The 21,718-nt window shown below is 74.6% G+C and carries 14 protein-coding genes; 2 read left to right on the top strand and 12 right to left on the bottom strand.

Annotation, left to right across the window (positions count from 1 at the left end; all coding sequences use genetic code 11):
* Nucleotides 1-84: 84 nt before the first annotated feature.
* The 5 genes from AB0947_RS03715 to AB0947_RS03695 all read right to left on the bottom strand — a co-directional run bounded on the left by AB0947_RS03715 (nt 85) and on the right by AB0947_RS03695 (nt 6,862).
* Nucleotides 85-993 (bottom strand): hypothetical protein, encoded by a 909-nt coding sequence (locus tag AB0947_RS03715; protein WP_366748612.1) that lies wholly within the window; start codon nt 991-993, stop codon nt 85-87.
* Between the two features lie 3 nt (nt 994-996).
* A complete protein-coding gene (locus AB0947_RS03710) occupies nt 997-1,362 on the bottom strand; it encodes a hypothetical protein (RefSeq protein ID WP_366748611.1) in 366 nt (121 codons plus the stop codon).
* Between the two features lie 11 nt (nt 1,363-1,373).
* On the bottom strand, nt 1,374-4,382 hold the full coding sequence (locus AB0947_RS03705; RefSeq protein ID WP_366748610.1) for a CHAT domain-containing protein: 3,009 nt from the start codon (nt 4,380-4,382) through the stop codon (nt 1,374-1,376).
* 154 nt (nt 4,383-4,536) lie between these two features.
* Nucleotides 4,537-5,817, bottom strand: a complete 1,281-nt coding sequence (locus AB0947_RS03700; RefSeq protein ID WP_366748609.1) for a hypothetical protein — start codon at nt 5,815-5,817, stop codon at nt 4,537-4,539.
* Nucleotides 5,818-6,067: 250 nt separating this feature from the next.
* Nucleotides 6,068-6,862: a class II aldolase/adducin family protein gene (locus AB0947_RS03695; protein ID WP_366748608.1), complete on the bottom strand. Its 795-nt coding sequence runs from the start codon at nt 6,860-6,862 to the stop codon at nt 6,068-6,070.
* Between the two features lie 134 nt (nt 6,863-6,996).
* Here AB0947_RS03695 and AB0947_RS03690 point away from each other — a divergent pair, with 134 nt between their 5' ends.
* On the top strand, nt 6,997-7,464 hold the full coding sequence (locus AB0947_RS03690; RefSeq protein ID WP_366748607.1) for a pyridoxamine 5'-phosphate oxidase family protein: 468 nt from the start codon (nt 6,997-6,999) through the stop codon (nt 7,462-7,464).
* A 3-nt stretch (nt 7,465-7,467) separates the two neighbouring features.
* On the opposite strand, the gene guaA is transcribed toward AB0947_RS03690, so the two are convergent.
* Nucleotides 7,468-9,048 (bottom strand): glutamine-hydrolyzing GMP synthase, encoded by a 1,581-nt coding sequence (guaA, locus tag AB0947_RS03685; RefSeq protein WP_366748606.1) that lies wholly within the window; start codon nt 9,046-9,048, stop codon nt 7,468-7,470.
* A 279-nt stretch (nt 9,049-9,327) separates the two neighbouring features.
* On the opposite strand from guaA, the gene AB0947_RS03680 reads away from it, so the two are divergent.
* The gene (locus AB0947_RS03680) at nt 9,328-9,597 is read left to right on the top strand and encodes a chorismate mutase (RefSeq protein ID WP_366748605.1); all 270 of its coding nucleotides are present in this window, start codon (nt 9,328-9,330) and stop codon (nt 9,595-9,597) included.
* Nucleotides 9,598-10,175: 578 nt separating this feature from the next.
* Here AB0947_RS03680 and AB0947_RS03675 read toward each other — a convergent pair.
* The 6 genes from AB0947_RS03675 to AB0947_RS03650 form a co-directional block, all read right to left on the bottom strand.
* Entirely contained in the window at nt 10,176-11,954 is a 1,779-nt protein-coding gene (locus AB0947_RS03675) for a GMC family oxidoreductase (protein ID WP_366748604.1), read from the bottom strand.
* Nucleotides 11,955-12,024: 70 nt separating this feature from the next.
* A complete protein-coding gene (locus tag AB0947_RS03670; protein WP_366748603.1) occupies nt 12,025-13,638 on the bottom strand; it encodes a succinic semialdehyde dehydrogenase in 1,614 nt (537 codons plus the stop codon).
* A 133-nt stretch (nt 13,639-13,771) separates the two neighbouring features.
* Nucleotides 13,772-14,698, bottom strand: a complete 927-nt coding sequence (locus AB0947_RS03665) for a serine/threonine-protein kinase (RefSeq protein WP_366748602.1) — start codon at nt 14,696-14,698, stop codon at nt 13,772-13,774.
* Between the two features lie 374 nt (nt 14,699-15,072).
* Nucleotides 15,073-16,815 (bottom strand): serine/threonine-protein kinase, encoded by a 1,743-nt coding sequence (locus AB0947_RS03660; RefSeq protein WP_366748601.1) that lies wholly within the window; start codon nt 16,813-16,815, stop codon nt 15,073-15,075.
* 106 nt (nt 16,816-16,921) lie between these two features.
* Complete coding sequence (locus tag AB0947_RS03655; protein WP_366748600.1) at nt 16,922-18,739, bottom strand: serine/threonine-protein kinase; 1,818 nt, start codon at nt 18,737-18,739, stop codon at nt 16,922-16,924.
* A 162-nt stretch (nt 18,740-18,901) separates the two neighbouring features.
* Nucleotides 18,902-21,676 (bottom strand): protein kinase, encoded by a 2,775-nt coding sequence (locus AB0947_RS03650; RefSeq protein WP_366748599.1) that lies wholly within the window; start codon nt 21,674-21,676, stop codon nt 18,902-18,904.
* Between the last annotated feature and the right edge of the window lie 42 nt (nt 21,677-21,718).

Raw genomic sequence — 21,718 nt, 5'->3', positions numbered from 1 at the left:
TTTTCCGGATTTCGGGTGTCGGCGTGAACAAGGGGGGCCGGGCTTCCGAGGGGCCTCACCCGCCTCACGCGGCCCTGCTTCTCCTCACGCGGCCTTGCGGGCGATGCGGTTCAGGGCGAGACCCAGGCGGCGGTCGGGCGGCCCGTCGGTCAGTCCGGTGAGCCCGATCTCCTCCGCCAGTCGTCGCAGGTGGACGTCGACCGCGGACTCCACGTGCTCGGCGAGTGCCGCCGCCGCCCGCGGCACCCGCTGCCGCGCCAGGAGCCCCGTCACGACGGCGGCCACGGCGGCCGGCCACCAGAAGCACCCCAGCACGGCGTAGCAGACGGCCCAGACGGAGCCCATGACAGCGGTGTCGAAACGGGTCCGCAGGGTGCGCAGCTCGGTCCGCACGTCGTCCGGCAGCACCATCCACAGCCGGGGCCAGCAGGCGGCGAGGTCGATGCCGTACTGGGTGTCCAGGCGGACGACGGTGGCCGCGAGCCGGTCACCGGTGTAGGTGGGGCGCGTCGGCCGGGCGAGCGCGATGCGGTCGCGGCGGGCGGTCAGCATGTCGATCTCCTGGCGGGCTTCCGCCGTCCGGTCGCGGGCCGGACGGGCGGCGCGCAGCCGGTCGATGTCTTCCCGGAGATCGTCCCAGTGCCGGGCACGGCGGGCGGTCAGCCGGTGGGCCGGCTGCCGGAGCGGGCCGGCCCAGTCTCCGGTCCAGATCCGTACGGCGCCGTCGCCGCACGTCCGTACCAGCGTCGCGACGGCCACGGCGGCGAGGACGAGGGCCGCCGCGGCGACGAGTTGCTCGCCGGTGGGCCAGTGCCCCGCTGTCGTCGCCCAGTGGCCGAGCCGCCTTCGCAGCAGCGACCAGTCGAGGGCGTGGGCGTGGCCGAGGACGGCGGCGGTGGCGGTGGCCCCCACGAACAGCAGGCCGGGGGCCGCCAGCGCGGTCAGCCACTTCTCGGCCAGCTTCTCGCCGAGTCCGTCGAGGACCGGGGCCACCGGTCATGCCTCCACGACGCGCAGCGGCCTGTCGTGCAGCCAGCAGCGTCCGCCGGCCGGGATGGTGCCGCTCGGCCGGCGGGGCTCGTTCAGACCGCACCAGCCCTCGGGGCAGCGGTAGACCTCACCGCCGGCGCGGGGAACGGCACCGGGGAGGAGGGAGTCACCCGGTTCCCATCCGCGTACCGCGCCGTCCGGGCCGGTCAGGACGTGTTCGGGCACGCCCAGGGCGTCGATCGCCTGCCGCACGGTGGCCGTACCGTCGAGCACGGACCGCACGGCGGCACGGAGGGCGGCTCCTTCCTGCTCCTCGGGCAGCCATTCGAGCGCCGCGCAGAAGCCGGCGCGGAGTGTGCGTTCGTCGTCCACCGGGCAGCTCCTCACAGTCCGTGGTGAATGACCGAGCCCCAGAACAGCGGATCGCGGTAGCGGGGGTGTGCTCGCAGCACGCCGATGGCCCGGTGCAGGGCGACCGCGGCGGGCGGGGTGCCGGGGGCGGCGAGGTGGCGGTACACCTCTCGGGCGAGCAGGGGGCCCATCCGGTCGTCGACGGTCCACAGGCTGCCGATCACCTGCCGGTAGCCGCAGAGCTGGAAGGCGGAGGCCACGGAGATGACCTCGTCGGCCAGTTCCTCGCCGGGTGCGGCGCTGTGGCAGGCGGAGAGGTAGGCGAACCGGGCGTCCGTCAGCCGCTCCCCCGCCAGTTCGCGCAGGGTGAGTTCCCCGCCGTGCAGAAGCAGCCGGCTGCGCGCGGGGTCCCCGGGGTCCCGTACGCCGTGGCAGGCCAGGTGGGCGTGGGTGTGGCCGCGCAGTGCGGCCAGCACCGCCCGTGGCGTGGCCTCGGTGCCGCGCAGCACGTCCCGGCGGCCCGGCGCCGCGCCGATGGCGGCCAGTTCGTCGTCCAGGGCGGCCAGCGGGGGGTGCGCGCCGCGGGCGTCCACGGCCACGGCCAGGAGGGAGGCGGGCTGCTCGCCGGTGACCGGCAGGGAGCGGGCGTGCAGCAGGGCGCCCAGGGTCGGGGTGAACGAGGAGACGACCCGGTCGTGGGTGTGGACGGGCCCGTCGGGGCCGTCCTCCAGCACCGCGGCGTGCAGCGGCAGGAGGGACAGCACCCCGGTCGGGCACCACCACAGGCGTGGCGGGGACGCGCCGGGGTCCGGCGGTCCGGCCAGGTCCAGGTGGGCGAGGACGGGTCGCACGATGCGGGCCCCGAGCCAGCGCAGCGTGTCCTTCAGCTCCTGGTCGGCCCGCAGGCGCTCGCGGCCCGTCGCACCGCCGAGCCGGGTCACGGCGGTGCGGAAGACCTCGGCGCGCCGGCCGATCTCGTCCTCGGTGACATCGAGCGGCAGCCTGTCCACGCGGCCGGGTCCGCCGGGCGGCCGGGTCACGAGCAGCACGGAACAGCCCCACGCGGACACGTTGATCACGGCGACGGGACCGTCCGCCGCGGCCTCGCTCAAGCGTTCCCAGCCGAGCGGCCGCTGGAAGTCCTCCCAGTCCTCCAGGGCGCGGATGTCCCGGACCACCTGGTCGTACTCGGCGGCTGCCGCCTTGCGTTCCTCGGGTCCGCGCTGACGCGCGACCAGCTCGGCGCAGACCCGCTCGAACCGTTCGGCGAGGGGGCGCGAGACGGCGGCGAGGTCGTCGTGCCGGCCGCGCAGCCGCAGGGCCTGGGCCAGCAGGACACCGCGCCCCTGTTCCAGCCGGACGAGTGCTTCCTGGGGCCGCCCGGCCATGACGGAGGCGGTCGCGGCGACGGTGGCCAGCGAGGACACCTCGCGCAGCCTGGTCTCCTGCGACTCCCGGCCCAGCGCCGGACCGGTCAGCTTGGGCAGCAGCTCGGTGAGCGCCACGCGGAAGCCCTCCCGGGCGAGGTCCAGGGCGCCCAGACTGGCCGCGTGGACGCCCCAGGCGTAGGCGCAGCGCAGCCGGGTGCGGATGTCCTCGGTGGGTGTGAGGGCGGTGGCGCCGTACTGCTCGACGGCCTCGGCGATGGCCCGGTCGTCGCCGAAGAGCGCGCCCCGGTCCGCGAGCAGCTCGGCCAGCTCCATGCGCGCGAGTTGCCGGATGGGGCCGGCGCCCGGGGAGCCGTCCGCGACCTGGCGCAGGATCGCCTCGGCCCGGCGCAGGTCCTCGGCCCCTCGTCGGTGGGTGCCGCGTCTGCCCAGCGCGACGGCCAGCTTGACCGCCATGACCGGGTGGTCGTGCTGGGCCGGTGGTGTGGCGGCCACGGCGAAGGTGAGGTGCTCGACGGCCTCGTCGAGGTCGGCCTGCCGTTCGTACAGGTCGTAGCGCGCGGTGAGGACGGCGGCCAGGTTGGTCAGCCGCTGGGGGTGGGCCGGGGAGGCGGCCACGGCGGGGTCGCAGCCGTCCCGGACGGCGGTGGTGGCCGCCTCCAGGTCGGCGGGGTCCTGGGTGTGGACGTACCGGTCGAGGTGCGCCAGACCCAAGAAGGAGGCGACCGACGCGCGGAGCTCGGCGTCCAGTGCCCCGCCCGCGAGCGCGGCCCGCAGCTCGGTGACCGAGGCGTCGAGGTCCGTCAGTTCACCCGTCGTCTCGAACCGCATCCGCAGGACCTGTCCCAGCTCGGCGCGGCGCAGGCTGCGCTCCGGTTCCGCGGTCGCGGACGTGGCCAGGGCGGTGCGCAGCCGGTCGACGGCGTCGTCGAGGCGTTCCAGGCCGCCGCCCCGCATGTACGCGCCCACCTCGGCCGCGGGGCTGCCCTCGGCCGGCGGCTGAGGCGGTGCCTTGGCCAGTGCCGACGCGAGTTCGGCCAGCATCGCGTCACGGAACTGGTCGTCGGTGGGCAGCTCGGCGAGGGCCCGGCGCATGAGGGTGATCCCGCGCGCCCTGGCGTCCTCGGGTCCGACGCCGAGGTCGGCCATCGCCTTAAGGCCGATGGCGAAGCCGAAGGCGATGTGCGGCCCGGACTCCTGGCCGCGGGCCTCCACGAAGGCGTGCCCCAGGAGCGCTCCGGCCACCAGGACCGCCTCCGGGTCCTTCGCGGCGGTGCCGGCGGCGAGCAGCGCCCTGCCGACGGCGTGCACGGTCTCGTACGCCGGCACGTCCCCGGGCGGATGCTCGGCGAAGCCGTCGCGCAGCGGCTGCGGTACCGAGGCGGGCCGGACCGCGTGCACGATCCGCAGGAGGAGGGTGTACGCGTGATGGTCCCAGACCTGGCCTTCGGGCAGGTGCTGGAGCCGTTCCAGGTAGTAGGTGCCCGCCAGGTAGACGGCGTCGAGGACGTCCGGGTCCGCGGCGGCGTGCGCCGGGGTGAGCCGGTCGCGGTGCTCGTGGACGCCGCGGGCGATGTTGCGGTGGGTCTCCGACGAGAGCACCGCCTCCGGCTCGACGAACGACCACAGCCTCAGCGTGTCCGGCTCGGCCATCGCCGCATGGATGGCATCCCGTATCCGCGCGCTCGGTTTCCGCATCCCCGTACCCCCCACCGCGTCCGCGTCGCCGGCTGCGGTTGGCGGTACTGTAGCGAGGATCACGGCAGGAGTCGGGCGATCGTATGAAATTCGGTCTGTGCCGGGGCGTTCACTCCGTCACCTGGACGACGCACCGGTTCGTCGCCACGCCGGCCGCGGTCACCACCTGCACCTCCACCGCGCCGGGCTCCACCTCGGCCGGTACGGGCACGGTCAGGACGGTGTCCGTGGGATTGCGGAAGCCGCCCGTGACCGGGACCAGGGGGACGTGCACGTCGACGGCGCCGATGCGGACGACCGTGCGGGAGAGCCGGTCGGCGTCCTGGGCGCCGGGCGGGACGAAGCCGCTGCCGCGGATCTCGATGTCGTCGCCGGTGCGGATCGGGCCGTCGAGGTCGCCGGGTTCGCGGGCGCGGACCACCGAGAGGATGACCGGCCGGCCGCCCTCGGCGTACTTGCCGGCCAGGTAGGTCGCGGCCGAGATCAGCACGATCACGCCCAGGCCCCAGGGCAGGTCGGGCAGCTGGTCGGGGCGGCGGGCCAGTCGTACGGCGGCGAACAGCAGGGCGACGGCGCTGATGGCGACGTACTGGATGTCGGTGAAGGCGCCCCGGCCGGAGTCGTCGGTGAGCAGGTCGGCGGCGCGCGGACGGTGGGCGGGCACCTTCTGCAGCCGTTGGGCGAGGATGCGCAGGCCCACCACCCGGCGGACCAGGACGGCGACGCCGCAGACGACGGCGAGGACGGTGACCACGCCCGCGCCGCGCGCCAGGCCGAGGCCGGAGAGCAGCGCGTCGCGTCCGGCGTGGTCGGAGGCGGCGGCCAGGCGGGCGGCGAGCAGCAGGACGGCGTACGCGACGAACAGGACCCAGCAGGCGGCGACGGTACGGGAGGTGGAGAGGCGGTTGTCCTCGCCGATCACCGGCGCGAGCGCCCCGCCGCGCGCGCGGTGCAGGAAGCAGGCGGCGGTGAGTACGGCGGCGACGACGAGCGCGGCGAGCAGGGCCGCGGTGCGGGCGCCGGTCCAGCCCGCGCCGACCGCGGTGAGCGCCTCGGCCAGCAGCAGCGCGGTGAGCGCGCCCCAGACCGTGTACACCGTCCGCAGCCACAGCCGGGCGAGCCGGGCCGCGCCCTCGGCCCGGCTGTGTTCGGCGACGGCCTCGGCCCGCTCGGTCAGCTCCTCGGAGATCCACTGGCGGGACGCGGAGGCCGAGTGGGCCACGGCCGCCGGAAGTCCCCGGCCGGCGGCGAACTCGTCGCGCCGGCGCAGGAACGCGGCGACGGCCCGCCGGTGTCCCTCCCGGGCGCCGTGCGGGCAGTCCCCGCAGGTGCATCCGCCCTCGTGGACGCCGTCGGCGTCCGTGTGCCCTCTCGCCTCCTGCACCGCCACGCCCGACGCCCGCCTTCCCCGTGACCTGCCGATCCGGCCGGTGGCACCCGTGGTGGGCACGACGGCCGGGCAACTCCCCTGTGCCGGAAGCGAATTGTGCCCTACGCCGGGCCCTGTGGCGTGCCGGGGCAGGGTCACCGGGGGTGAAGCCGGTACCGCTGTGTTGACCCGGCGGCGGATCGCCCACGGAGCGCACCGCTCCGGTACGTCGGCCGGGCGGATCCGGCGGGTCGGCGGGCGGCCCGGTGCGTCAGCCGAGCAGGTCCGGTTCGCTGCGGCTGATGTCCTGCCACAGGGGCTGGTAGTTGATCCAGGCCACGAGGTCGCCGCCGAGCTGTTCGCGGGTGGCGACGGCGAGTTTGTGGTCGATGAGCACCGGGCGGCCCGCCGCCCTGGCCAGCAGCTGCACCTGGCAGGACCGGTCCAGGGACAGGAACCACCAGGCCGCCGCGTCGACCGAGTCGCCGACGGTGAGCAGCCCGTGGTTGCGCAGCACCAGGGCCTTGCGGGAGCCGAGCACGGCGGCGATCCGGCGGCCCTCCTCGGCGTCCACGGTGACGCCGGTGTAGGTGTCGTACAGGGCGAGGTCCTCGTAGAAGGCGCAGCTCTCCTGGGTGATGGGGTCGATCAGGTCACCGAGGGCGGCGAGGGCGCGGCCGTGCACGGAGTGGCAGTGGGCGACGGCGACGACGTCGGGGCGGGCGGCGTGCACCTGGGCGTGCACGGTGAACGCGGCCTGGTTGACGTGGTAGCGGCCCTCGACGACCTGCCCGTCCTGGTTGACGAGGACGAGATCGCCGACGGTGACGTGCCGGAACGGCATCCCGAAGGGGTTGACCCAGAAGCAGTCGGTGAACTCGGGGTCCCGGGCCGTGATGTGCCCGGACACCCCGTCCTCGAAGCCGGCCCGCCCGAAGATCCGCAGGGCGCCCGCGAGCCGCTCCTTGCGGTGCCGGCGCTCGTCCTCGGCCGAGTCGTGCATCGGCGGCATGGCGAACTGCAGCCGGTCGGTGGGCAACGGCAGGGGCGGGGTGGGCCCGTGCATGGATCCTCCCGTACGGGGATTGCGGTAACGGGCCGGAAGGTACCGCCGGCCGGCGCGAAAGGGCAGAGCCGTGCTGTGAAGATGCCGCGCAAACCCGACAACAGGTGTCGGGATTGACGGTGAGACTGGCCCGTATGAACTGGGCAGACTTCAGCACCGCCGTACCCGATCTGGCGCGGACCGCCGAGAAGCGCTTCGGCGCCCACCGCCACCATGTCCTCGCGACCCTCCGCAAGGACGGCTCGCCCCGCACCTGCGGGATCGAGGTCCGCTTCCTGGGCGGGGAGCTGTGGCTCGGCATGATGCCGGGTTCGGTGAAGGCCCTCGACCTGCGCCGCGACCCCCGGTTCGCCCTCCAGGCCAACCCGGGCGCGGGCACGGACATGGGCGGCGGCGACGTCCGGATCGGCGGTCGGGCGTACGAGGTCGAGGACGGCCGGGCCAGGGCCGCGTACGTGGAAGAGGTGGAACCGCCGCAGCCGTTCCACCTCTTCCGCACCGAGCTGACGGAGGTCGTACGGACCTGCGTCGAGGACGACACGTATCTGGTCACCCAGGTCTGGAAGCCCGGTGCGTCCCTGCGCACGCTGAAGCGCGCGTAGGGCCTACTCCCACTCGATGGTGCCCGGCGGCTTGCTCGTCACGTCGAGGACGACCCGGTTGACGTCACGGACCTCGTTGGTGATGCGGGTGGAGATCTTCGCCAGCACGTCGTAGGGCAGCCGCGACCAGTCGGCCGTCATCGCGTCCTCGGAGGAGACCGGGCGCAGGACGACCGGGTGGCCGTAGGTGCGGCCGTCGCCCTGGACGCCCACGCTGCGGACGTCGGCGAGCAGGACCACCGGGCACTGCCAGATGTCGCGGTCCAGGCCGGCCGCGGTCAGTTCCTCGCGGGCGATGGCGTCGGCCTCGCGCAGCAGGTCCAGCCGCTCCTTGGTGACCTCGCCGACGATGCGGATGCCGAGGCCCGGGCCCGGGAAGGGCTGGCGCTGGACGATCTCCTCCGGCAGGCCCAGCTCCTGGCCGACCATGCGGACCTCGTCCTTGAACAGCTTGCGCAGCGGCTCGATGAGCTTGAACTCGAGGTCCTCGGGCAGGCCGCCGACGTTGTGGTGCGACTTGATGTTCGCGGTGCCGGTGCCGCCGCCGGACTCCACCACGTCCGGGTAGAGGGTGCCCTGGACCAGGAACTCCACGGCCGGGCCCTCGTCGGCGATGATCTCGGCCTGCGCCTGCTCGAAGACGCGGATGAACTCCCGGCCGATGATCTTCCGCTTCTCCTCGGGGTCGCTGACCCCGGCCAGCGCCTCGAGGAAGCGCTCCTCGGCGTCGACGACCTTCAGCTGGACGCCGGTGGCCGCGACGAAGTCCTTCTCGACCTGCTCGGTCTCGCCCTTGCGCATCAGGCCGTGGTCGACGTACACGCAGGTCAGCTGGGAGCCGATGGCCTTCTGGACGAGGGCCGCGGCGACGGCGGAGTCCACGCCGCCGGACAGGCCGCAGATCGCGCGCTTGTCGCCGACCAGCTCGCGGATGGCCTCGACCTGCTCCTCGATCACGTTGCCGGTGGTCCAGTTCGGCTCCAGGCCGGCACCGCGGTACAGGAAGTGCTCCAGCACCTGCTGGCCGTGCGTGGAGTGCATGACCTCGGGGTGGTACTGGACGCCGTAGAGCTTCTTGTCGTCGTTCTCGAACGCGGCGACCGGGACGACGTCCGTGGAGGCGGTGACCGCGAAGCCCTCGGGAGCGGCGGAGCAGGCGTCGCCGTGGGACATCCACACGTGCTGCTCGGCCGGGGTGCCCTCGAAGAGGGTGGAGGAGTTCTTGGCGACGTGCAGGTCGGTACGGCCGTACTCGCGGGCGCCGGTGTTGTCGACCGTGCCGCCGAGGGCCTGCGCCATGAGCTGGAAGCCGTAGCACATGCCGAAGACGGGGACGCCGGCCTCGAAGATCGCGCGGTCGAGGGTGGGGGCGCCCTCCTCGTACACGGACGAGGGGCCGCCGGAGAGGATGATCGCCGCGGGGTTCTTGGCGAGCATCTCGGCGACCGGCATGGTGCTCGGCACGATCTCGCTGTAGACCCGCGCCTCGCGGACGCGTCGGGCGATGAGCTGGGCGTACTGCGCGCCGAAGTCGACGACCAGGACGGTGTCGGGGGTGGCGGCAGACTGGGTCGCTGATGACACGGGGTGCCTTCTGGTGGTCGGGCGGGGGTCTGTGCTTCCGATTCTAACGGGGCGGCCGGGGGACCTTCCGAGGGAAGCCGCCGTGGCATACTGGCCGTATGCGCAAGCACTCGACCTTCGTCTTTACCTATGGCACCCGGCCCGCCGGCTGCCATGGTCGTGCTGCTTGAGCTGACGCCAAGCGACTTCCCAGGCGCCCCGGGCCGACAAGGCCCGGGGCGTCTGTCGTTTCTCCGGGCCGTGTCGTTCCGGGGCACTCATCCCAGCGAGGAGCCCGACATGACCACCACCGCACCGGACACCGCACCGGAGGCGATCATCGCCGACGCCCGTGACCGCATCGACGCGCTCGACGACCGGATCATCGGTCTCGTGCAGGAGCGGATGGCCGTCTCCGCCGTCGTCCAGCAGACCCGTATCGCCTCCGGCGGGCGGCGGGTGCACCTGTCCCGCGAGATGGAGATCCTCGGCCGCTACCGGGACGCGCTCGGCAAGCCGGGCACCGCTCTCGCCATGACGCTGCTCGAGCTGAGCCGGGGTCGTATCTGAGTTCGGTGCCGCTCTCACCCGTACGGCGCGTGACCGGCCCGCGCACCGCTTCGTTGAGGGGGGTGTCCGTGCCAGCCAGGGGCGGGCCCGAAAGAACCACGCGTGGCTCGTTGGAGCGATGAGGCGTACGGGTCGTGCCGTACGCCGTGGGACCTCGCTCCGGGACGTGACCGGACGGCAGGGGACAGCAGCCCGGTCACCCAAGAGAACGGCCGGCCCCGGGGACGCCCGGGGCCGGCCGGCGGAACCCGACAACTGCGGACAGACCACAGGGCACAGGGACAAGCGGCGCGGCCCCCGGCGCCGCTCCCCGGCACCGGCGCTTGCCCTGACGCCGGTGCTGACTGGAAGAAGGGCCCCGCGGCCTCTCCGTCCCGCGGGGCCCTTCGTCATGCCCGTACTCCGCATTGTGACTCGTATCACATAAGAATCCCCGGTCTCCGGAGCAACCCTTCACTCTTTCCGCCGATCAAACGTGCGGATCAAGAAAACGGTGAGAGGGACCTGCCTTCGGAGGGGGATGCAGGTCCCTCTGTGCCGTCAAGGCGACTCCCGCGGGGCGCTCCCCGCCCTTCCGGTCACTTCTTCGGCGGTACCGCCGGCATCCCGAGGAACGGCAGCCGCAGTGCGCCGAACGCGTCCGCCGGGACCACCGGGGCCTGCGGCTCCACCGGCTTCAGCCGCTCGTACGCCGCTCCGGGCGCCGGCCGCGGGTCCTCCTCGCCCTTGTTCGGCCAGAACGACATCGCCCGCTCGGCCTGCGCGGTGATCGTCAGCGAGGGGTTCACCCCCAGGTTCGCCGAGACCGCGGCGCCGTCCACGACCGAGATGCCGGGGTGGCCGTAGAGCCGGTGGTACGGGTCGATCACGCCCGTCTCCGGTGAGTCGCCGATGGGGCAGCCGCCGAGGAAGTGCGCGGTGAGCGGGGTGCCCATCAGCTCGCCGACGTTGCTGCCGGGGAAGCCGTTGATCTCGGCGGCGAGCGCGGAGGCGGCCTCGGTCGCGGCCCTGATCTGCTTGGGGTTCGGCGCGCCGTGCCCCTGCCGCGCGGTGAGCAGGCCCTTGCCGACGCCGCCGGGCTTCAGGTACGTGGTCAGCGAGTTGTCCAGGGACTGCATGACCAGGCCGATGATGGTCCGCTCCGACCAGCGCCGGTTGGACAGGGAACGGGCGACCAGCATCGGGTGCCGGGCCGCGTTCGCCAGCCAGGCGAGGACGCGCGAGGAGCCCTCGGCGTAGGGCACCTGGAGGATGGACAGGCCGCCCATCGAGTTGGAGCCCTTGCCGTAGCGGACCGGTTCGATGTGGGTGTTCTCGTCGGGGTGGATCGAGGACGTGATGGCGACGCCCCGCGTGAAGTCGGCACGCGGCGCGCCGGTGGCCCTGCGGTAGCGCCGGTTGTCGGTCTGGGCGCCGACCAGGGCCTCGGAGTTGGTGCGGGTCAGGTCGCCGAGCCGGGCGGAGAGGTACGGCAGCTGACCGCCGGCCCTCATGCGGTGCAGCAGGGTCTGGGTGCCGTAGGTGCCGGCCGCGAGGACCACCTTGCGGGCGGTGAAGAGCCGGCCCTCGCCCTTCTTCCTCCGGTCCGTCGGCAGGGTCGCCACCGCGTAGCCGCCGCGCGAGTCGTCCGTGACCGACACGACCGTCGTCATGGGGTGCACGACCGCGCCGGCCTTCTCGGCGAGGTACAGGTAGTTCTCGTTGAGGGTGTTCTTCGCGCCGTGCCGGCAGCCGGTCATGCACTCGCCGCACTCGGTGCAGGCCTTGCGGTCGGGTCCGGCCCCGCCGAAGTACGGGTCGTTCACCTGCTCGCCGGGCCGGGCCCTCGCCTTGCCGTCGGCGTCCTCGCCGTCACCGAAGAACACGCCCACCGGGGCGAGGTGGAAGGTGTCGCCGACGCCCATCCGCTCGGCCGCCGCCTTCAGGTGGACGTCGGAGGGGGTCATGGTGGGGTTCAGCCGCACGCCGAGCATGCGCCGGGCCTGGTCGTAGTACGGCTTCAGCTCCTCCTGCCAGTCGGTGATGTGCCGCCACTGGGGGTCGTCGAAGAAGGGCCGCGGCGGCACGTAGAGGGTGTTGGCGTAGTTGAGGGAGCCGCCGCCGACGCCCGCGCCGGCCAGCACCATCACATTGCCCAGCAGGTGGATGCGCTGGATGCCGAACATGCCGAGCCCCGGGGCCCAGAGGTAGTTCCTCAGGTCCCAGGAGTTCTTCGGCAGGGTGGCGCGGGTGAAGCGGCGTCCGGCTTCCAGTACCCCGACCTTGTACCCCTTCTCGGTGAGCCGGAGGGCGGACACCGAGCCGCCGAAGCCGGAGCCGACGATCAGGACGTCGTAGTCGTAGGCGTCTTGCGGCACGTGTACTCCTCGTCGAGTTGCGGCTGCGGGTCGTTCGTGGCCGGACGCGGCTCCCCGCGCCCCGGGCCGGTCAGCGGAACCGGAATGCCTTCATCAGCTTCAGGCTCGTGCTCATGAAGCGGGCGTAGGACTCGTCGTCCATCCCCAGCGAGGGCGCCATCGGCAGCAGCCGCTGCTGGGCGACGGTCTGGGCCTCCGTGTACTTGAGGATGCCCTCGGAGCCGTGGCGGCGGCCCAGGCCGGAGTCCTTCATGCCGCCCATCGGGGACTGGACGCTGCCGTAGGCCGGGGCGTAGCCCTCGTTGACGTTGACCGTGCCGGTGCGCAGGCGGGCTGCGACGTCCCGGCCGCGGCGGGCGTCGGTCGTCCACACGGAGGCGTTCAGGCCGTACGGCGTGGCGTTGGCGCGTTCGACGGCCTCGTCGTCGCTCGTGAAGCGGTAGACCGAGACGACCGGGCCGAAGGTCTCCTCCTCGCACACGGCCATGGAGCTGTCGACGCCGTCGAGGATGGTGGGCTCGAAGAAGTAGGGGCCGATGTCGGGGCGGGCCACCCCTCCGGCGATCACCTTCGCGCCCTTCGCGACGGCCTCCTCGACGTGCCGCCGCACGGTCTCCAACTGGCGTTCGCCGACCAGCGAGCCCATGTCGGCGCCGTAGGCGAGGGAGGTGCCGAGCCGCATGGCCCGGGTGCGGGCGGCGAACCGCTCCAGGAAGGCGTCGGCGACGGACTCGTGGACGTACAGCCGCTCGATGGAGATGCACAGCTGGCCGGCGGAGGAGAAGCAGGCGCGTACGGCTCCGGCGGCGGCCTTGTCGATGTCGGCGTCCTCCAGCACCAGCATGGCGTTCTTGCCGCCGAGTTCGAGGGAGACGCCGACCAGCCGGGAGGCGGCGCCGACGGCGACCTCGCGGCCGGTGCGGGTGGAGCCGGTGAAGGAGACGTAGTCGGCGCGCCTGACCAGTTCCGGGCCGACGACCGGCCCCTCGCCGAGGACCACCTGGAAGACGCCCTCGGGCAGGCCGGCCTCGATGAGCAGGTCCCGGGCCCACAGCGCGGTGAGGCAGGTCTCGGTGTCCGGCTTCATCACGACGGCGTTGCCGGCGGCGAAGGCGGGCAGCGCGTCGCCGACGGACAGCTCCAGCGGGTAGTTCCACGGGGCGATCTGGCCCACCACCCCGCGCGGGTGGCGCAGTTCGGTGACCTTGGTCAGCGTCGGCACGGCGCCCGCGTGCCGCTTGGGCTTCAGGTAGGCGGCGGCCCGGCGGCCGTAGTGGCGGGCCGCGACGGCGACGGCCTGCACCTCCTCGTGCGCGTGCAGCCGGGCCTTGCCGGTCTCCAGCTGGACCAGGTCGAGGACCTCCGCCTGCCGCTCCAGCAGCAGGTCGTGGAAGCGGAGCAGGACGGCGGCCCGCTGCCGGACCGGGACCTTCGCCCACACGGCCTGGGCGGCGCGGGCCGCCTCGAAGGCCTTGCCGACGTCCTCCGGCGTGGACTCGGGCAGGTCGGCCAGCTTCTCGCCGGTGAACGGGGTGTGGTTGGCGGTGCGGCCGGAGCCGGCGACGCCCTTGGTGAGCTGGGCCACCAACTCCGGCGTGACCACGTCGGCGGCGGTGCGGGCGCCTTCGGGCGCGGGCGCGAGCGGGTTGGTACCGGCGGTGTCCGGGGCCTGCGTGTCCGTCATGACGCGCAGGGTATGCCGCGGCGGAGGCTTTGTGTACCCGTCGGTAACGGGGATTCACCGACTGCTCACACGCTGCCAGTGATCACTGGCAGTGAATGCGCTGATCAGGGCGTTGGGGCACTGCACCGCAGGATCAGTCGACCTCGCCCCTTCTCGCGAGGAGCAGACCGAGGGCGGTGAGGGGGGTGCGGCGGGGCGCCGGCTCCGGCTCGGGGACCGGCGTGGGCTCGGGCGCCTGGGCGGCCTCGGGTGCCGGCTCGGGATCGGGGTCCGGGGCGGCGGCCGGCGGGCGGGGTTCCCGCGCCGGTTCCGGTACGGCGGTGAGCCCCAGGCAGTCGCGGAGCGCGGCCTCGGTCTCCGCCGCGTCCGGCCGGGCCGCCGGCTCCACGGCGTGCAGCCGGTCCAGCAGCGGGCCCAGCGGCCCGGGGTCCGTGTCGCCCAGGGTGGCGCGGAGCAGGGCGCCCAGGGACCACAGGTCGGAGGCCGGGCCGGCGCCGGGCCTCGCCGCCCGCTCGGGTGCGACGAAACCGGCGGGCGCGTTCTCCGCGTGCCCGTCGCCGATGCCGAAGTCGGTGAGGACGACCCGCCCGGTCCCGGTCTCCAGCAGCACGTTGGCCGGTTTGAGGTCCCGGTGCACGATCCCGACGGCGTGGGCGGCGCGCAGCGCGCCGAGCACGGCGAGCCCGACGCGCGCGGCCTCCTCCACGGGGAGCGGGCCCCGGCGCAGCACCTCCCGCAGGGACTCGCCGGCCACCAGCTCCATGACGATCCAGGGGACGCCGTCCTCGGTGACGACGTCGTACACCGTCACGGCCGAGGGGTGCCGCACCCGGGTCGCGGCGCGGGCCTCGTGGTGGAGCCGGTGCGCGACGCGCCGGCTGTCCTCGTCGGCGGCCGGGTCGCCGGGCAGGAGGGGTTCCTTGACGGCGACCAGCGCCTCCCCCTGTTCGTCCCGGGCGCGCCACACGGTCCCGGACGGCCCGGAGCCGAGGCGTCCGGTCAGCCGGTAGCGACCGCCGATCAGCCGTGCGTCGGGCGGGTGTTCGCCGTCTTCGGTCATGTCACATGAGTACCGTGTGCACCATGCCGTTGTCGAAGCGGGAGGCCGGAAACGGGACCCGGGAACCGGGGCGGCCGGTCACACGGCCCACCGGTGCGGGCTGAAGCCGTGGGCGGCCTCGCGCAGGAGTGCGCCGGTACGGCCAACGCCCGCTCCCGCGCCGCCCGTTGCGGTACCCGCTGCCGGGTCCGCGCCGCACGCCCCGGCCCACAGGACAGCTGAGGGGCGTGTGCCCGGGGGCGGCCTCCCGCACGAGGTGCTCGCCGATCCGGCAGGTGCCCTACCGGACCACCGCCCGCCCGGCCCGGTGCACGGGCGCGACGCCGTCCTCGTGGACCAGCCGGTCCACGGGCCGCGCGCCGCCGGCGAGCCGGTCACACCCCCGTGGCCGAGAACGTGTCGACCGCCACGTCGAAGTACTCGCGCGCCTCGTGCACCTGCCCGACCGGCGCCGACACCCACACGTCGTACAGCCGGCCGTTCTCCTCCCAGCACAGGTCGTAGGTGTGGCGCGGGCCCTCCGCCGCGCTGAAGCCGTCCCAGCTGAACTCCCAGAGCGCGGCCGGGTGCCCGTGGTGCGTCATCCGGACGACCCGTCCGTCGTGGTAGCCGGGGTTGGTGGAGGGGCCGTCGGCGGCGGAGCGGTTCATCGCCGCCTCGGGGCCGCCCGGCTGGGGCCCGCCGACCCGGATGCCCAGCCGGAAGGCCCCGCCCGGCGAGAGGTAGAAGACGCGGGTGCCCTCCGGGCTGCGGGTGAAGTCCTCCGGTACGGCGAGGGAGAAGCCGGCCGGGTCACGGGCCGTGCGGTAACCGGAGGGCGCGGTGCGCGAGTCGGCGCTGGGCTTGGGCGGCGGTGCCGGTGCGGTCCCGGTCGGCGACGGGGAACCGGCCGTACCCCCCGTGCCCTTCCCGGTCGGTGACGGGGATGCCGTCGTGCCTTTCGTGCCGGTCCCGGTCGCCGGGCTCGTCGCGGTACCGCCCGGCGTGCCGCCGCCCCCGTCCCCGCTCCCGTGCAGCAGCAGCGCCGCGGCCGACACGCCGGCCCCGGCCAGCGCGGCGACGAGCAGGGCCGCGACCAGCGTGCCGCGCGGGGAGGAACGCGCCGGGGGCGGTTCCGGCGACGGCCGGGCCGGGCCGGCCGCGGGCGGTCCGCCGTGGGGCAGGTCCCGCTGCGCCGGCGGGTTCGGTGCCGGGGACTTCGGCGTGAGGCTGCCGCCGATCCGGTGGATGAGCCCGCCGCCGTGCGCACCCGCCGGGCCCGGATCGCCCGGCGCGGGCGGCGTCCGGCCGGTCTGAAGGTACGTCCACAGCATCCGCTCGGCGTCCGCCGCGCCCAGCCGCCGGTCCGGGTCGCGCTCCAGCAGCCCCAGCACGACCGGCAGCAGCGGCTCCGCCTCGGCAGGCGGGCGGATGTCGTCGGAGACGACGGCGTGCAGGATGCCGCCGAGCGAGTCGCGCCGGAACGGCGACTCGCCGCTCAGCACCGTGCACAGCAGCGCGCCCAGCGACCACAGATCGGACTCCGGCCCGGTGCGCAGCCCGGACATCCGCTCCGGCGCGGTGTACTCGGGCGAGCCGACGAACGAGCCGGTCTCGGTGAGCGTGGTGGCGCCCTCGACCTGCGCGATGCCGAAGTCGGTGAGGACGACCCGGTCGGTGCCCGACTCGATCAGTACGTTCGCGGGTTTGATGTCCCGGTGCAGCACCCCCGCCTCGTGCGCGGTGCGCACCGCGCTCAGCAGGGCGATGCCGATCCGCGCGGCCTCGGAGGCGTCGACCGGACCGTGCCGGTCGATCCGGTCGGCGAGCGAACCGCCGTCGACCAACTCCATGACGAGGTAGGGCCGTTCGTCCTGCTCCACCACGTCGTGCACGACGATGATGTGCGGGTGGCGTAACTGGCAGACCGCGCGGGCCTCGCGGAGCGTACGGTCCCGGCGGCGGCGCGCGTCGTCGTCCGGGAGCGCGTCGTCGGGCAGGAGTTCCTTGACCGCCACCTGACGGCCCAGCACCTGGTCGCTCGCCCGCCACACGACGCCCATGCCGCCGCGCCCGACGCGTTCCTCCAGGCGGTAACGGCCCGCGATCAGCCGGAAGCCGGCTCCCTCGGTCCCCATGGGCCCATCATGCCGCACGGGACCCGTGCCCCCCGGGCTACCGACCGGCCAAGACACACCGGTCAGCCTGCCATTTTCGGCCGACTCGGCGACCGCCGGGGCCGGTTCAGCCCTCGTCCGGCTGCTGCCAGCCGCGCAGCACCCAGGTGAACTGCTCGCTGGTCGTGGCCCAGTCCACGGCCGGCGAGGACATGTAGAGGGCGTACTCGGTGCCCTGGCGGGAGAAGTACGTCTCCTCGACCGCGTGCCGCGGCCCGGGCACGTACGGCGGGTCCTTCTTCAGCGCGGTCCAGGTGTACTCCCACCGGGCGCCCTTGCGGTCGCGGTAGACGTTCTCCTTCATCGTGACGCGCCGGTAGTCGACCAGCCGCTGGAGCTGCTGCTCCAGGTCCTGCTGGTGGGAGAGGGGGTCGGCGAAGTCCGGTGAGCCGTCTATGGCGATGCGGACGAAGTGCTTGCCGTCGTCGGGCGTGTAGTCGATCTGCTTGAGGTCGCCCTGGATGCCGTACACCTTGCGCTTCCAGCCCTTGGGCAGGGAGAGGCTGAAGCCCAGCGGGTCGTGGTACGTCGTCCAGCCGTCGGGTATCGCGCCGTCGGCCGCGGCCGTGTCGCTCTCGGCGGGCGCCGGGCTCACCTCTCCGCCGGAGCCGGTGTCCTGCCCGCCCCAGTGCTGGATCGCCACCGCCCCGGCACCGCCGAGCACCGCGGCCAGCGCGACGACCACCGCGAGGGTGCGCAGCCGCCGGCGGGGCCGGACGGGCGCGTGCTCGTACGGGGAGGTGGCGGACCCGGAACGGTACGGGGTGCCGGCGGAACCGGAACCGTACGCGGCCGTCGGGCCGCCGGTGCGGTGACCCTGGCCGGAAGAGTTCGCGCCGTAGCCCTGGGCGGAGGGGTCCGGACCGTAGCCCTCACCCGGGGCGCCCGGACCGTAGCCGGAAGCCGGGGTCCCGGAGCCGTAGCCGCCGCCCGACGTGCCCGAGCCGTAGCCGCCCGTCGTGCCGGCGCCGTGGCCGGGGGGCGGGGGCGTGCCCGGGTTCTGGTGGCGGCCGGTGGCTGTGGGGAAGCCCGAGCCCTGGGTCGGGACGAACGCCTGCGCGGCGCGCGGCCGGCGGTTCTCCGCCGCCTCGGCGAGCATCTGCTCGGCCTCGTCCGCGCCGGGCCGCCGGGCCGGGTCCTTGCGCAGCAGCGCGGCGATGACCGGGGTGAGCACACCGGCGTGGCGCGGCTCGTCCGCCTCCTCCTCGACGACCGCCTGCATGGTGCTCAGCGGCGAGGTCCGCCGGAACGGCGAACGCCCCTCGACCGCCGTGTACAGCGTGGCGCCGAGCGCCCACAGGTCGGAGGCCGGACCGGGGTCGTGGCCGCGCACCCGCTCGGGGGCCAGGTAGTCGACCGAGCCGACGACCTCCCCGGTGCGGGTGATGGTGGTGTCGCCCTCGATCTGGGCGATGCCGAAGTCGGTGAGCAGGACCCGGCCGTCCGCGCCGAGGAGGACGTTGCCGGGCTTGACGTCCCGGTGCAGGACCCCGGCGGAGTGCGCGGCGCGCAGCGCCCGCAGCACCCACAGCCCGATCCGCGCGGTCTCCGCCGGCTCCACGCGCCCCCGCTCCTTGACCGTGTCGGCCAGCGAGGCGCCCTCGACCAGCTCCATCACGATCCACGGGCGGCCGTCGTGTTCCAGGACGTCGTGCACGGTGACGACGGCCGAGTGGTTGATCCGCGCGGCGGCCCGGGCCTCGGCCCTGGTCCGGGCGAGCAGCACGCCCCGGTCGCTGTCGGAGACGTAGAGCGCGGCGGTCAACTCCTTGACGGCGACCTTCCGGTGCAGCACCTCGTCGTGGGCACGCCACACCCGGCCCATGCCGCCGCTGCCGATGGAGTCGGCGAGCCGGTAGCGGCCCGCTATGAGCAGGCCCTGCATCTGATTCACGTTGCCCCGCAATGCTCTTGACAGGGTCAGACTAAGGACCGGCCTGCCCCCAGGGAACCAGCGGGGTGCCAAGGACACCGCACTGTGACGATGGTCATTTCCGCGCGAGAGAGGGAACCGCACCGGCACCGCACGGCCCCGGGCACGCGCTGCTCAACCGGTGTAGCGATACGTCGCGGTAGCCTGCTCGTACAGGCGCGTCACCTCGTCCCGCTGCGCCTCCGGACCGCGCACCTGGACGACGTGGTAACGGCCGTTGAGCAACAGCGCCATGTTCCGCACGAACAGGTCCCGGCCCTGCCCGTCGGTCCAGGTGAACTGCCCCTCGGCCATGGTCCGTCCACCCACCTCGATGGTCCGCAGCCCGGTGGCCGTGGCCCAGCTGGAGTCGCGGTACGGCTGCAGTTCGCGCTCCTTGTCCCGCTGATAGACCATCGGATCGCTGCCGTACGCGGAGGTCCCGTCCCGTCCCGGTACGACGATCAGCTCGAAGTTCCCGTGCGCGTAGACCACTTGGCCGCTGCCGTTCTTCGGGGTGCGCGCCCAGCCCTTGGCGACGGCGACCTTGAAGCCGTCCGGGTCCTTGCGCAGGGTGAACCCGTCGGGGACGGCGGGGTCCCCGCCCGTCTGTGTCTCGGTCGCGGGCGCGGAGGCGGAGGCGTCGCCGCCCGGGGTGCTCTGCCCGGCGGAGGGGCTCGGGGTGTGCGAGGGCGCGGGACCGGTCTGCCCGGTGCCGCCGGTGCGGTCGCCGCCCGCCGCGCCGCTCTCACCCTGTTTCGGCATGAAGAGCATCGCGTAGGCGATCGCACCGGCCAGCAGGAGCAGGATCAGCAGGAGCAGGGTCCGGCCGAGGCTGCGCGGCGAACCCGCGCCGTCCCGGGCCCGCTTGTGCCGGCCGTGCGGATGGTTGGCGGGCAGCCCGGCGCGCCGCCGGCGCACCAGCTCGCCACGGCGCCGGACGATCGGCAGCCGGCTCGGGTCGGCGGGCGGCGTGGGGACGACATGGGCGCCGGCGTCCGGCTCGGGCGCGGACCGCACCAGCGACCGCAGCCAGCCGCTCAGCTCCTCGACGTCCGGCCGCTCGGTGGGGTCCTGGCGCAGCAACGACTCCACGACCGGCCGCAGCGGCCCGCACTCCTCGGCGAAGGCGGGCGGCTCGGCGCACACCAGCTGCACCAGCTCGGCCGTGGACTCCTCCGGGTACGGCGCGTGCCCCTGCACGGCACGGAACAGCAGCGCGCCCAGCGCCCACAGATCGGTGGCCGGGCCGATGGGCGCCGCCAGCTGCCAGTTCTCGTGCACGGGCCCGGCCTGCTCCGGTGCCCAGCGCTCGGTCACCGGCCCCACCACGGTCATCCGCACCTGCCGCGCCCGCTCGGCGGCGAGCGCGGTCCCGGGCCCGCGGCGCACACCGCCGGGCTGGTCCCAGCCACCGCCCTGCGCCCCGGAGCGACCGGCGCCGGAGGCGGCTGCGGGGACACCGCCGTGCGCGGGGGCGGTGCCGGACGCGGGTGCGGGTTCGAGTGCGGAGTACGGCGGGGTGGCACCCGCGTAACCGGGCTCGGTCACCCCCCGCGCCTGCCGGCCGTGCTCACCACCGGGCACGGACGCATGTCCCGGACCGTGGCTTCGGCCCGACGCCGGCGCCTGCCGCCCGGGCCCGGAGCCCTGGCCCGGCACGGACGCCTGCCCGGTGGCGGGGTCCGCCGGTGGCAGGCCCGGTCGGTGGGCCCCGCCCTCCGGGGTCGGGGGTGTGCCGCCGGGAAGGGGGCGCGGTGCGGCGCCGTGCCAGGGGGCGCCGCGCACCCCGTAGGGGTCGGCTATCCGGCCGGGCGGCACCGTGGTGCCGGTGCCCTCGCCGGACGCGCCGGAGGGGTACGACGGTGCCGCGCCGGTGCCGGTGTCGTCGGCGGGTGGCCGTGCGCCCGGCAGGGCCGCGTGTTCGCCCTGCTGCGCCTCGTGCACCCGGGCGGCGGCCCGGGCGCCCGCCCGGTACGCGGCGATGGCCCCGGCCCGGGCGGCCCGGATGTCGGCACCGCTCTCCAGCGCCGGCTGACCCACCGCGCCGGAGGCGCCGCTCGCCCCCGGCGCCGGGAGCCCTCCGGCCGCCCGCGCCTGGATGGCGGCCCGCCGCGCGGCCTCGGGATCGACGTCCCCGGCCGGTCCCGCGCCCGCCCCGCCACCGCGGCCCCCGGATCCCGCGGAGACCTCGCCGCCTCCCGTGCCGGGGCCAACGCCCCTGGTCGCTCCGCCGACGGAGCCCTGCTCGGCGCCGAACCCCTCCCCCGTGTCGCCGTCCTCGTCCTCGGGGGCCGGCACGGGGTCGTATCCGCACAGCGCCTCCTCCGCCGCGCCGGCCGCGAGACCCGTCAGCATCACGCGGCCGTCTTCGCAGACGAGGACCGTGCGGACGGTGATGTTGCGGTGCACCCAGCCGTGGGCGTGCAGCACCCGGAGCGCCATGAGCACGTCGGAGGCGACCTCGGCCGCCCGGTACGGCGTCAGCGGCCGCTCGGTGAGCAGGGCGGCCAGCGGACGCGCGTTCACCAGCTCGCTGACGATCCACAGGGACCCGCCCTCGGCGAACACGTCGAAGACCTGGTCCAGCCGGGGGTGGTCGGGGATGCCGGCCGCCGCCTGCGCGGCCTCGACGGCGCGCCGCACCGCCGGATCGGCGGGCCGCCGGGTGGCGGTCCTCGCCTCCGGCGCCCGGCGGGACGCGCGCTCCCGTGCGGTGAACCCGGCGGGCAGCCCCTCCGCGTCGAGCACCTCGGCCTCGACGACCTCCGGCAACGGCACCTGCCGGACGAGGACTTCCTGACCGCTGTAGGTGTCGAAGGCGCGGGTCTCGGTGAGTTCGTACTCGTCGGACGGCGGCAGTGGCAGGCGGTAGCGGTCGGCGAGCACCCGACCCGCGTAGTCGTCCACTTTGTCTCCCCCGGCCGCCCGGTTGGTCACATCCGTTCGCCC

This window comes from Streptomyces sp. NPDC047841 (genome assembly GCF_040704085.1).
GTDB lineage: Bacteria > Actinomycetota > Actinomycetes > Streptomycetales > Streptomycetaceae > Streptomyces > Streptomyces argyrophylli.
This window is presented reverse-complemented; position numbering and strand designations above follow the sequence as displayed.